The organism is Actinokineospora sp. UV203 (genome assembly GCF_056323665.1).
In genome coordinates, this window is sequence record NZ_CM150484.1 from 5,315,418 (window position 1) to 5,327,856 (window position 12,439).

Consider the following 12,439-nt stretch of genomic DNA (forward strand, 5'->3'; position numbering starts at 1 on the left):
TCACCTCTCCGCATCGAAGAGGAGGGACTCCAGCGCCAGCCCGGCCGCGATGAACCCGTCGGCCGAGCCCGTGCCGCCGCCGTCCTCGTGCGGGACCAGGTTCAGGTGCGGCTCGATCGACAGCGCTCCCTGGTACCCGTTGGCGGCCAACAGGTCCAGGCAGGCGGCCACGTTCGCGTCGCCCTGGCCGGGAATCGTCCAGGCCGGGCCGAAGAGCCCGTCGGCGCCGTCCTTGATGTGGACGTGCGCGACGTGCTCGACCAGCTCGGTGAGCATCGCGAGACCCGAGTACCCGTAGGCCACGCCGTTGCCGGTGTCGAACAGCAGCCGCAGCGCCGGGCTGTCGGCCTCGGCCAGCAGGTCCAGCGCGTGCTTCGCGTTCGCCCCCGCCCAGCCCGCGCAGTTCTCGTGCAGCAGGACCAGTCCGTGCTGCTCGGCCCGCGCGGCCAGCTCGCGGACGCGGCGCAGCACCCGGCGCTCCCACTCCGCGTCGGCCAGGCCGCCGTTCGGGTACGACATGATCCGCACGTACCGGGTGCCCAGCGCGGCGCAGCGGGGTCCGAGTGTGCGCAGCTCCTCCAGGTCGCGGCCGAAGTCGCCGGTGATCGTGCTCGACCAGTCGCCGATGCGGGAGTCGACGCACACGGTGTGCAGGCCGCGCTCGGCCAGCGTGGCCGCCACCAGGTCGAACGCGCGGTCGTCGAGGTCGGCGATCGCGGTTCCGCCGACCGTGCGCAGTTCGATGGCGTCCCACTCCAGCGCGGCGATGGCGGCCACCTGGTCGGCGAGTTCGGGTCCGGCTTCGTCGCCGATCCCCGCGAGGACCGGCAGCGACATCACCGGCTCGCCCCTTCCGGCACCGCGGCAGGGGAGATGCCGGAGAGCCGCTTGGCGGCGCTGATCAGCTCGACGACCGCGGCGCCGGTATCGGGCTCGTCGGCGATGCGGTCCTCGCCGGCGAAATGCCGGTAGGCGTGGGCCAGGAAGGCGCCGAGCGAGTCGTCGCGGAACACCGAGCGCAGCTGCTGGCCCTGGGTGCTGACCCGCAGCTGCGCGTGGTCGTCGGCGGCGCTCACCGCGAAGTGGCCGACGACGGTGCCGCCGTCGAGGTCGATGGTGACCCGCCGCTCGCGGATCGGGGACGTGAGGTCGGTGCGGATCTCGGTGCGCACGCCACTGGCGTGGCTCAGCCGCAGCACGGCGCCGCCGAGCGCGGCGTACACATTCTCCCCGAGGAGCATGTCCGAGCAGTGCGCGCCGAGGACCTCAGCGGGCCCCGCCAGCAGCAGGGCGAGCAGCACGGAGTGCGGCACTTCGACGTCGAACGCGCTGGGGTGGTCGTCGCCGAGTCCCGTGCGGGCGAACCGCGGCTTGCTCTGCACGATGGTGATCGACCGGGGCCTGCCCAGCCCGCGCTGACGCAGGATCGCGGCCAGCCGCCTGGTCAGCTCGCTGGCCCGCCACTGGCCGACCGGCAGCAGGTCCAGGCCCGCGGTCTCGCGCAGCGCCAGCACCTCGCGCAGGTCGTGGTCGTCGGCGGCGAGCGGCTTCTCGACCAGCACCCGGCGGAAGCCCAGCTCGGCCAGCGCGGTCAGCGGGGCGATCCGGGCCGACGGCGGGGTGCACAGGTGCACGACGGTGTTCGCCGGGTCGATGAGCCGGGCGGCGTGCGGCAGCGAGTCGGCGACGGTGACACCGTCGGTCCGCGCCGTCCGGTGGGGGTCGAAGACGACCACGGGAGCGTCGGGGCGCAGCCGGCGCAGCACCGGCAGGTGCAGCTCCGTCCCCGCTCGACCGAGTCCCACGACGAGCGTGCCCAGCATCGGTTGCTGCCTCCTGCGCGGGATCGGGTGACGCCCGTCAACACTGGTGGCGGCCCGGGGCGGTGTCAACGCGGACCCGGCACCGCCACACGTCCGTGTGATCTTTGGATTCCGTTGCGGTTCAACGAATGTCGTCTGGCTAGGTTGGAATGGGGTCGCGCCGCAGCCGAGGAATTTCACCACTGAGTCGCGTCTGGAAGAACACGCAGTCCGGAAAGGACACGCATGGAGCACGCCGCGACGTTCGCGGATCCCGCCGCCGCGCAGGCCCCAGGCGCCACCGGTGACATTGAAGTCGTAAAAGTCACTGTCCCCTTCTTCACCCAGGCCGCGTCGTTCGCGGACCTCTGGCCGCTGACCCAGGCCAACCTCAACGCCGTCGTCGACCGGGGCAAGTACTCCCACGGCCATCTCGTCGCCGAGTTCGAGACCGTGCTCGCCGAGCGCATCGGCGCCGCGCACGTCGTCGGTGTCAACTCCGGCACCGACGCCCTGGTCCTGCTCCTGCGCGCCGCGGGCCTCGGGCCGGGCGACGAGGTCGTCGTCCCCGCGTTCAGCTTCGTCGCCTCGGCGTCGTCGGTGGCGCTGGCCCACGGGCGGCCCGCGTTCGCCGACATCGACCCGGTGACCTACAGCATCGACCCGGCCTCGGCGGCCGAGGCCATCACCGACCGCACCCGGATGATCATGCCGGTGCACCTGTTCAGCCAGCTCGCCGACCTGGCCGCGATCGCGGAGGTCGCCGAGCAGTACGCGCTGACCGTCGTCGAGGACAGCGCCGAGGCGATCGGCATGCGCTGGGACGGCGTGCACGCGGGGCTGATCGGTATCGGCGGCGTGCTGTCGTTCTTCCCGACCAAGACCCTCGGTGCCCTGGGGGACGCGGGCGCGGTCATCACCAACGACGACCGGATCGCCGAGACCGCCGCCGCGCTGCGCCACCACGGGCGGTTCGGCCGCACGATCGACCACTTCCCGGGCATCAGCAACGAGACCGCGCTGCCGGGTCTCAACAGCAAGATGGACGACTTCCAGGCCGCCATCCTGCTCGCCAAGCTCACCCGGCTCGACGCCGACATCGCCCGCCGCGCCGAACTCGCCGCGGCCTACACCGAGCGCCTCACCGGCTGCCCCGGCGTGCGCAGGCTGCCGACGTTGGTCGAGCGCGAGGTGAAGACCGACGCGGTGTTCTACGTGTACCTGATCGAGGTCGAGCGCCGCGACGACCTGGTCGCGCACCTCGCCGCGAACGGTGTCACCACCGAGACGTACTACCCCGTCCCGCTGCACCGCCAGCCGTGCTTCGCCGAGCTGGGCCACCGGGCGGGCGAGTTCCCCAACGCCGAAGCCGCCTGCGCGCACGCCGTCGCCCTGCCGCTCTACCCGGACCTGGCCGAGCGCCACGTCGACCGGGTGTGCGAGCTGATCCGGGCCTTCTACACCGGGAGCAGGCCGTGATCCTTCCGTTCTTCCCGCCCGACCTGTTCGACGACGACCGCGAGCTGCTGCTCGACACCGTGCGCCGGATCGGCCTGGCCGAGGAGCAGAAGTTCATCCTCGGCGAGCGCACCGCCCGGTTCGAGGGGGCGCTGCGCGAGCAGCTCGGCGCGGCCGACGTGGTGGCCTGCGGCAGCGGCACGACCGCGCTGATGCTGGTGCTGCGGTCGATGGACATCGGGCCCGGCGACGAGGTCGTCGTGCCCGCGTTCGGCTGCGCGCCGCTGGCCGCGTCGGTGGTCAACGTCGGCGCCACGCCGGTCTTCGCCGACGTGCACCCGTGGACGATGGTGGTCGAGCCCTACGAGGTCGAGCAGGCCATCACCGGCCGGACCGCGGCGATCATGCCCGCGCACATGTTCTCGGTGATGGCCGACATGCCGACCATGCGCGAGCTGGCCGACCGGCACGACTTGCGGCTGATCGAGGACTCGGCGGTCGCCCAGGGCGGTGTCCTGGACGGGATCCCCGCCGGGCGCTGGGGCGAGGCGGGCGTGTTCTCGTTCGTGCAGGTCAAGACGTTCGGCTCGATCGGCGAGGGCGGCGCGGTCGTCACTGACGACGAGGAGATCGGGCGGCGGGTGCGGATGCTGCGCAACCACGGCCAGGACGGCAAGCAGCGGTTCGTGCACCACATGGTCGGCTTCAACAGCCGGTTCGACGAGATCATGGCCGAGTTCCAGCTGCACCGGCTGGGTGGTCTGGCGGGTCGGCTCGAACGCCGCGCGCAGATCGCCGACTACTACACCGAGCGGTTCAGCGGTCTGGTCGAGCGCGGGATCCAGCCGCCGCCCACCGGCCGCGAGGGTCGCTGCTTCTACGTCTACTCGCTGCTCGTCGACCGCCGCGACGACCTCAAGCGGCACCTCGCCGAGCACGGCGTCGGCACGCACGTCTACTACCCGTCGCCGCTGCCCGCGCAGCCCGCGTTCGCCGAATACGCGCCGCCCGGACGGTTCTGGCCGCACGCCGAGCTGGCCAGTTCCCGGATCCTGGCGCTGCCCATCTACCCGCACCTGACCGACGCCCAGGTGGAACACATCGCCGACGCGGTCTGTGCCTTCCCGGGAGGACGACCATGACGACGATCACCGACGTCCTGCCGGGCCGGGCCGGGGTCTACGCCCGGCTGGCCAAGCTCGACGTCTGGGACTACTACCTCGCCCTGCCGCTCGCCTGGTCGATCATCGGGCCCGCGGCGTGGTTTCAGCCGAGCGTGCTCGGGATGCTCGCCCTGTTCGGCGTCGGCACGGTGTTCGTGGTGGCCTCGGCGGTCACGTTCGACGACGTGACCGGGTTCATCGACGGCAGCGACAGCGCCAACTACGGGCCGGACGCGCCCGCCCGCAAGCTCGCGCGCAAGCCGCTGCTGACCGGCGAGATCACCGTGATAGAAGCGGTGCGCTTCGGGTGGTGCGCGGCGGCTTTGGGCGCGGGGTTCTGGGTCCTGGCGGCACTCGTCGCGCCATTCAGTCTCATATGGACGGTCGGGCTGGCCACGCTGTGCCTGGTGACGGCGGTCCAGTACTCGTGGGGGCTGAAGATCAGCTACCGCGGCTGGCAGGAGGTGTTCCTGGCCGGGTTCGGCATCGGCTTGGTGCTCTGCGCGGTCGGGTTCGCCACTGGGACGGTCAGTGGCTTCGGCATCGTGCAGGCCGTCCTCTTCGGACTCGGGCCGCTCATGTTCGGCGTCTACTCCAACACCCGCGACGCGGCCGGTGACGCGGCGGTGGGTCGGCCCACGGTGGCCGCTTTGGCCACGGAGAACGGGAACCGGCTGTTCATCGCGGGCCTCACGGTCGCCGAGACCGCGCTGATCGTGGCCTCGGCCGGGCTCGGCGCGGCCCCGTGGTGGTTCTCCCTGGTGATGCTGCCCGCGATCATCCTGCGGGTGGCCCAGCTGCACCGCGGCATCGGATTGGGCGACCTCCTCGGCGCGCGCAAGCTCGGCCTGCGCGTGCACCGGCTGACCACGGCGCTGCTCATCGCGGTCAACCTGGTCGGAGCCTGGTCGTGACCGCCGACCTCGATGTCGCCATCGTCGGCGCGGGCATCGCCGGGCTGTCCCTCGCTTTCCGGCTGCGCCAGGCCGGACGTTCGGTGCATGTGTTCGAGTCGGCCGCGCATGTCGGTGGCCGGATGCGCAGCGTGCGCCGCGAGGGCTACCTCATCGACACCGGCGCCGAGATGATCGGCACCCACGGCTACCCGGCCATCTGGCGGCTGATGCGCGACCTCGGGATGTCCGAAGAGGACACACCGCTGATCGGCGGCGACCTCGCGATGTGGCGCGAGGGCAGGCCGCATCCCCACGTCGGCGACCCGCGCGGCATGGTCAGCGGCGCCGGGCTGACCGCGGCGGGCCGGGCGAGTCTGGCCAAGCTGATGGCGTCGGCGGCGGTGCGCAAGCGTTCGTTCGACGTCGACCGGCCGGAGCGCACACCGCTCGGCGTGACGACGGTTCGGGAGTTCGCGCGGCGGCACCATCCCGATGTCCACGACTACCTGCTGCAGCCGCTGTGCGGCGGATTCTTCGGCTGGGACACCGATCGCGCCGCCGCCGGGCCGCTGCTGAGCCACCTGCTCGCGGTCGGCCCGACCAGTTCGTTCCGCACGTGGCGCGACGGGATGGACACCCTCGCTCGGATGCTCGCCTCGCGGGTGGAGGTGAGCACGGGCGTCGCGGTCCAGGAAGTCACGCAGACGCCTGGAGGGGCCCGGATCACCGTCGACGGAGCGGTCCTGACCGCGCGGCAGGTCGTGCTGTGCGTGCCCGCGCCGGTCGCCGTCGACCTGCACGCGGGGGCACCGGATTTTGTGCGCGCGTGCGAATTCCAGCCGATGGTCAAGGTGGTGTGCCTGCTCGACCGGCCCATCGGCGCCGGCGGCTCATCCTGGGCTGTCGCGGTTCCCGCGGTGGAGAACCAGGCGTTCGCGGGCTTCGTTCTCGATGACCGCAAGCATCCCGACCGCGTGCCCGCAGGCCGCGGCATGGTCACCCTGGTCGCCGGGGCGGGCGTGGAGCGGCTGCTTGACTTGTCCAACGACGAGGTCGTCGACACCCTCCTTCGGCACGCTGCCCGGTACTTGCCCGACCTCGCGTCCGCGTGCCGGGTGTCCGTGGTGGTGCGCTTCCGGCATGGACTGCCGATGCCGACCGCCGCTTCGCTGGCCGCGCGCGAGGAGTTCGTGCGCAGGCCGTTGTCGTCCATCGAATACGCGGGCGACTGGTGTGTGCAGCGGCCCAGCAGTGAGGGCGCCGTGCGGTCCGCCGAACTGGTGTCGCAGCGGATCATGGCCGAGAGCCCGTTGGCGGTGCTCCGTGGCTGACGCGGCGGCTCCCATCCGGTACGTCTTCGGCACGGCGTTCGACCGTGAGGAGGAACGCCTCGCCCACGGTGAGGCGTTGTGGGACAAGGGAACGATCGAGAAGCTGAGCCACCTGGGCGTCGCCGAGACCTGGCACTGCCTGGAGGTCGGCGCGGGCCGCGGGTCCGTCGCGGCGTGGCTGGCGGCGCAGGGCGCCGAGGTCACCGCGGTCGACCTCGACATCTCGCGGCTGGGCAGGCTCGGCGCGCTCGGTGTGGCCCTGTGGGAACTCGACATCAGCCGCGACCCGCTGCCCGAAGGCGCGTACGACCTCATCCACGCGCGGCTGGTCATGCAGCACGTCGGCGACCGCGCGGCGGCCGTGCGCGGGATGTGCCGGGCGTTGCGGCCCGGCGGTTACCTGGTCCTGGAGGACACCGACACGACGTCGCTGTTCAGCCACGTCGACGGCGAGTTCCACGCGCTGGTCAAACGAGCGGCTTATGAGGTCATGATCGACGCGGGTTACCACCCCCGGTGCGGGCTGCTCGACGTCGATCTCGTGGAGGCCGCGGGGTTGTCGAGCGTGCACGCGGACGGGCGCGCGGAGGTGGTGCGGGGCGGCAGCGACGGCGCCCGGTGGTTCGCGTTGTGGCTGGAGCACCTGCGGCCCGCCATGGTCGCGCGCGGCACGGTGTCCGATGTGGACATCGACCTCGCGGTGTCCGACCTCGCCGACCCCCGGCACCGCTGGCTGTCCCAGGTCATGGTCACGGTCACCGGCAGGAAGGACGACCGATGAAGCCCACGGACCTCGGCACCCTGTTCGACGACCTGGTCGACCGCGACGTCCGCACGGTCGTGGAGCTGAGCAGGCCGCTGGACATCGCGCCGAACCACGGAACGCAGTACACCGTCCCGCAACTTGCCGCCTTGGTGCGCGGCGCGGCGGGCTGGCTGCACGCGGCGGGGGTGCGTCCCGGGGACAGGGTGGCGGTGGTCAAGGAGAACCACTGGGACTACGTGCTGCTCGCCTGCGCGGCCGTGCGGATCGGCGCGGTGCCCGCGCTGCTGTCCGACCACTTGCCGCCGCCGACGTTGCAGCTGCTGCTGAAGCGACTCGACCCGACGCTGCTGGTCACGACGAACGCTGTCCTCGACCGGGCCCGCGACCACGAGACCGACCTGCTGGGCTTCGCCCGGCGCACCCTCACGCTCGACGGACCGCACCCAGGTGCCCTGGACTTGGAGAAGCTGCGCGGCAAGGAGCCCCCGCCGCCGGTGCCGCGGGGCGTGGACGAGCCGCTGGTGGTCAACCACACCTCGGGCACGACCGGCACGCCGAAGCTGGTCATCCACAGCACGCGCACCCTCGTCCACGGGCTGTCCGCCACCGAGGCCACCCGGCTGCCGGTGGTGTCGAGCCGCCCGACCGACACGGTGTGCTCGTCCATCGCCTTCTGCCACGGCCGGGCCATCCCGTGGACCGCGAGCGTGCTGTGGCTGGCACCCCGAAAAGTCGTCATCATCCCCGATGCCGCCGACGCCGAACGCACCCTGCGCGCGCATCCGCCGACCACACTCGAAGCCCTGCCGTCGACTTTCGTCCGCTGGCAACCCCTCGCCCAACGCCCCGACAACCCGTTCCGCGACGTCCGCCTTTACGTCAGCACCTTCGACGCGATGCACCCGCCCACGGTCCGCGCCTTTCTCGGTGCGACCGCGCGCAGACCGCTGTGGGTGCAGGTCTGGGGCCAGACCGAGACGGGCCCCCTCACTTTCCGCTTTTTCACCCGCCGCTCAGTCACTCCCCGAGAAGCCCGCCACCCCGGCACCCGAAACCTCGGCAGGCCCGCCCCTGGCAGCGTCCGCCTACGCGTGGTCGATCCGCGAACGTTCCAACCCGTACCCACCGGCCGCCCGGGCCTGGTCCTGGCGCGCACGGCGGTGCGGTGCCTTGGGTACGTGGGCGAGCAGGAACGCTGGCAGGACAAGCTAAACGACGGTTGGTGGAACACCGGCGACATCGGCGTCCGCACCCGGACGGGGTCGTATCTGTTGCTGGACAGGGAAGTCGACGTCATCCCCGGCCAGAGCTGCGTCGAACTGGAAGACGTCATCGAGGACCGCTTGCCCGCCGTAACCGAATGCGTGATCCTCGGAACGCCTGGGCAGTTGCCGTTGCCGGTGTTGGTCACCAATGGCATCAACCAAGCCGACTGGACCCATGCGGTACGGGACCTTCCAGCCCTGGCCGACCCAGTGGTTATGGCGTGGGACGAAGTTCCCCGCACCGGCACGGGCAAGGTTCGCCGGATGGAACTGCGCACCCTGATCAGACGAGGCAACGACACTTTTGGAACGGGCCGCTGGACATGAGAATCCAACCGACAACACTCGCACCCGAGCTGTACCGCAAGCTGGTGGACCTCCACGCGGCGGTCGACAAGCAGGCGATCGAGGCAGGCTTGGAACGATCGCTGCTGGAACTGGTCAGAACCCGTGCCTCCCAACTCAACGGCTGCGCCTTCTGCGTAGACATGCATTCAACGGCCGCCTTGGAAGCCGGGGAAACCCCTCGACGGTTGCACTCGTTGAGCGTCTGGGCCGGCACGAGCTTCTTCTCGGACCGAGAACGAGCCGCGCTGGCGTTGGCGGAGTCGGTGACGTTGCTGTCGGAGAGGCGGGTGCCGGAGCAGGTGTATCAGCGGGCTGAGGAGGAGTTCGACAAGGACCAGCTGGCACAGCTGATCTGGACGATCACGGTGGTGAACGCTTTCAACCGACTAGCCGTGACCGCAGAACTCCAGCCGCAGTAGCCACAACGGCAGAGATGACCGGCCCGCTGCATCGCTTGCCACACAGCAACATCCCAAGACGTGACTACCCCAGAGCACCCGAACCCGCGGAATCACTCCCCGGCACCGACACGACCGCACCACCCGCGGCCCCGGCCCGAACACGCGAACCTTTAGGTAGTGCTCTATTCCTGCACCCTCGGACGACCGCACCACCCGCAGCCCACCCCGGACAAGCAAACCTTCAGGGAGCTCTTCGTCTCTTAGCACCGGACGAGGAAACCCGAAGCTCCCTTGGGGGTTCCTCGTCTGGGGTGGGGTTGTGGGGTGTTCAGTCGGGCTGTGTCGTTCGCTGGTCCAACCGCCGCGCCCCACTCAACCGCGAGTTTTCACCCGGCAAACCTCAATCACCCCTGCCCAACAACCCACTCCCGCCCCCGGCGAGCCAAGCCCTCGCTGATCCGATCACCTGGATCTTCCGGGCTCTCTCTCCCACCCCCACGGGTCAGTGGTCTCGGCGGCCGATCAGGTGGGCCATCGCGTCGAGTTCGGCGGTGGAGCGGGGGGTGACACCTGCGGTTCGGACGTGGTCCAAAGCTTCGGTGAGGACTTCGTCGGCGTGGGTTTGGGCCCAGGTTCGGGCGCCTGACTGGTCGATGAGTTCTGCGGCTCGCACCAAGTCTGCGGCGGTCAAGGGGGTTCGGCGGTGGTAGAGGGCTGCCAGTTCGCGGCCTGCTGTGGTGCCTGAGGCCAGGGCGGCCACTACTGGGAGGGACTTCTTGCGGTTGTCGAGGTCCGAGTAGACCGGCTTTCCGGTGGCCGCCGGGTCACCCCAGATGCCGAGTAGGTCGTCTACCAGTTGGAATGCCAGGCCCAGACGTTCGCCGTAGGTCCGCAGGTGGTCGACCTGGGTGGGGGTGCCGCCGCCGAACAAGGCCCCCAACGCTGTGGAGCAGCCGAGTAGGGCGCCGGTCTTGCCTTCGGCCATGCGGACGCACTCCACCAGGTCGACGTCGGCGCGCTTCTCGAAGGCCAGGTCGGCGGCCTGTCCCTCCTGGACGGCGAGGACGGCCGCCGACATCAGGCGGGAGCCCTCCTGGGCCCGGGGGTGCTCACTGGCCGCCAAGACGTCGTACGCCAACGTCAGCAGGGCGTCGCCGGCCAGGATGGCCGGGCCTAAGCCGAAGACGCTCCACGCGGTGGGGCGGTGGCGGCGGGTGCGGTCACCGTCCATGACGTCGTCGTGCAGGAGGGTGAAGTTGTGCACCAGTTCGACCGCGACGGCGGCGGGGACGGCCGTGGCCGCCGACCCGCCGACCGCCTCCGCCGCGGTCAGCACCAGTGCCGGGCGGACCGCCTTGCCCGCGTCCGCTGTCGTCGCCCAGCCGTGCTCGTCCCACCACCCGAAGTGATAGCCGGCTATCCGCCGCATGGACTGGGGGAGCGTGTCCACGGCGGCGCGCAGAGCGGGGTCTAACAGGGTTCGGCTTTGGGCGAGCACCGCGCGTGCGGAGCGAAAGCCGGTGATCACCTCGGTGGTGGACATTGTGGTGGCGGATCTCCTCGTTAATGGTCCACTGTGGACACTATGGGGTCGGGCCCGGTCAGCCCAGGCCGATCTGGACGTTCTCGAGGACGCCGAGGGCGTCCGGGACGAGGACGGCGGCGGAGTAGTAGGCGCTGACGAGGTAGGAGATGATCGCCTTCTCGTTGATGCCCGCGAATCGCACCGACAGGCCGGGCTGGTATTCGTCGGGGATGCCGGTCTGGTGCAGGCCGATGACGCCCTGGTCGGACTCGCCGGTGCGCATGACCAGGATCGACGTCGTGTTGGTGGGGCTGATCGGGATCTTGTCGCAAGGCAGCAGCGGGACTCCGCGCCATGCCTGCATCGGCCGGCCCTGAACCTCCACTGTGGACGGGTAGAGCCCGAGCTTGGTGCATTCCCGCCCGAACGCGGCGATCGCGCGCGGGTGGGCGAGGAAGAAGTTGGACCGGCGCCTGCGCGACAGCAGCTCGTCGAGGTCGTCGGGGCACGGGGCACCCGCGCGGGTGTGGATGCGCTGACGCAGGTCGGCGTTGTGGAGCAGGCCGAAGTCGCGATTGTTGACGAGCTCGTATTCCTGGCGTTCGCGCAGCGCCTCGATGGTCAGTCGGAGCTGGTGCTCGACCTGGTTCATCGGGTCGTTGTAGAGATCCGCGACGCGCGAGTGCACGCGCAGGACGGTCTGGGCGACGCTGAGTTCGTATTCGCGGGGTGCGCCGTCGTAGTCGACGAACGTGCCGGGCAGGTCCGGTTCACCGATGTGACCCGAGGACATCGCGATCTCGGCTTCGCCGTGCTTGTTCTGCGCGGCCGTGGGGCTGGAACGGACCGCGTCGATGTGTTCGCGCAGCGGCTCGGAGCGTTCGAGCATCGCCAGGAACTCCTGGCGGGGCAGGGAAAGCATCGTGCACGCGGTGTCCGTCGTGACGGTGAACTCCCAGGCCGCATTCGACTCGAGCAGCACGTCGTCACCGAAGTGATCGCCGTCGGCCAGCACGGCCAGCACGGTCCGGTCGCCGTAGTGGCCGGTCCCGCTCTTGGTCACCTTGCCGTGCGCGATCAGGTGGACCGCGTCCGCGGGCGTGCCCTGGGTGACGATGTTCTCGCCGGCGGCGAACTCCCGCTGGACGAACCGGTTCGCGAGCGCGTCGAGGGTGGCGTCGTCGCCGAGGCCGCGCAGCAGCGGCAGTTCCCGCAGTTCGGCGGGGATGACGCTGATCGTGGCGCCGACGTTGGTGAAGGTGAGCCGCCCGTCGCCCACGGTGTAGCTCAGGCGCCGGTTGACCCGGTAGGCGGCGCCCGCGGCGTTCACCCAGGGGAGCATCCGCAGCAGCCACCGCGAGGTGATCTCCTGCATCTGCGGGACGGACTTGGTGGTCGTGGCCAGTTGCCTGGCCGCGTTGGTGCTCAGGCTCTGCTGTGCTGTAGCCGCAGGGTCGAGTACGCCGGTCACGGTGTGATCCGCC

11 protein-coding genes are annotated in these 12,439 nt (G+C 70.7%); 7 read left to right on the plus strand and 4 right to left on the minus strand.

All coding sequences use genetic code 11. The annotated features are described in order from the left end of the window. Together ACUZ2Y_RS25565 and ACUZ2Y_RS25570 are read right to left on the minus strand one after the other, a co-directional pair. Window positions 1-837, minus strand: coding sequence for a sugar phosphate isomerase/epimerase family protein (locus ACUZ2Y_RS25565; RefSeq protein ID WP_476323460.1), 837 nt, complete (start codon window positions 835-837; stop codon window positions 1-3). Continuing rightward, window positions 837-1,823, minus strand: a complete 987-nt coding sequence (locus tag ACUZ2Y_RS25570; protein WP_476323463.1) for a Gfo/Idh/MocA family oxidoreductase — start codon at window positions 1,821-1,823, stop codon at window positions 837-839. Before ACUZ2Y_RS25570 ends, ACUZ2Y_RS25565 begins: the two co-directional genes overlap by 1 nt. Before the next feature lie 225 nt (window positions 1,824-2,048). Here ACUZ2Y_RS25570 and ACUZ2Y_RS25575 point away from each other — a divergent pair, with 225 nt between their 5' ends. The 7 genes from ACUZ2Y_RS25575 to ACUZ2Y_RS25605 are packed head-to-tail and all read left to right on the plus strand — an operon-like array spanning window position 2,049 to window position 9,448. Continuing rightward, window positions 2,049-3,281: a DegT/DnrJ/EryC1/StrS family aminotransferase gene (locus ACUZ2Y_RS25575; protein WP_476323466.1), complete on the plus strand. Its 1,233-nt coding sequence runs from the start codon at window positions 2,049-2,051 to the stop codon at window positions 3,279-3,281. Beyond that, window positions 3,278-4,402: a DegT/DnrJ/EryC1/StrS family aminotransferase gene (locus tag ACUZ2Y_RS25580; RefSeq protein ID WP_476323469.1), complete on the plus strand. Its 1,125-nt coding sequence runs from the start codon at window positions 3,278-3,280 to the stop codon at window positions 4,400-4,402. Before ACUZ2Y_RS25575 ends, ACUZ2Y_RS25580 begins: the two co-directional genes overlap by 4 nt. Continuing rightward, window positions 4,399-5,337, plus strand: a complete 939-nt coding sequence (locus ACUZ2Y_RS25585; protein ID WP_476323472.1) for a UbiA family prenyltransferase — start codon at window positions 4,399-4,401, stop codon at window positions 5,335-5,337. Before ACUZ2Y_RS25580 ends, ACUZ2Y_RS25585 begins: the two co-directional genes overlap by 4 nt. Then, the gene (locus ACUZ2Y_RS25590) at window positions 5,334-6,650 is read left to right on the plus strand and encodes a protoporphyrinogen/coproporphyrinogen oxidase (protein WP_476323475.1); all 1,317 of its coding nucleotides are present in this window, start codon (window positions 5,334-5,336) and stop codon (window positions 6,648-6,650) included. The genes ACUZ2Y_RS25585 and ACUZ2Y_RS25590 overlap by 4 nt, the downstream gene beginning before the upstream one ends. Further along, a complete protein-coding gene (locus tag ACUZ2Y_RS25595; RefSeq protein ID WP_476323478.1) occupies window positions 6,643-7,431 on the plus strand; it encodes a class I SAM-dependent methyltransferase in 789 nt (262 codons plus the stop codon). Before ACUZ2Y_RS25590 ends, ACUZ2Y_RS25595 begins: the two co-directional genes overlap by 8 nt. Continuing rightward, entirely contained in the window at window positions 7,428-9,008 is a 1,581-nt protein-coding gene (locus ACUZ2Y_RS25600) for a class I adenylate-forming enzyme family protein (RefSeq protein ID WP_476323481.1), read from the plus strand. Before ACUZ2Y_RS25595 ends, ACUZ2Y_RS25600 begins: the two co-directional genes overlap by 4 nt. Beyond that, window positions 9,005-9,448, plus strand: coding sequence for a carboxymuconolactone decarboxylase family protein (locus ACUZ2Y_RS25605; protein ID WP_476323484.1), 444 nt, complete (start codon window positions 9,005-9,007; stop codon window positions 9,446-9,448). Before ACUZ2Y_RS25600 ends, ACUZ2Y_RS25605 begins: the two co-directional genes overlap by 4 nt. Window positions 9,449-9,932: 484 nt before the next feature. Here ACUZ2Y_RS25605 and ACUZ2Y_RS25610 read toward each other — a convergent pair whose 3' ends face one another. Next, window positions 9,933-10,973, minus strand: coding sequence for a family 2 encapsulin nanocompartment cargo protein polyprenyl transferase (locus ACUZ2Y_RS25610; RefSeq protein ID WP_476323487.1), 1,041 nt, complete (start codon window positions 10,971-10,973; stop codon window positions 9,933-9,935). A gap of 58 nt (window positions 10,974-11,031) precedes the next feature. Beyond that, on the minus strand, window positions 11,032-12,426 hold the full coding sequence (locus tag ACUZ2Y_RS25615; RefSeq protein WP_476323490.1) for a family 2B encapsulin nanocompartment shell protein: 1,395 nt from the start codon (window positions 12,424-12,426) through the stop codon (window positions 11,032-11,034). Window positions 12,427-12,439 lie beyond the last annotated feature (13 nt).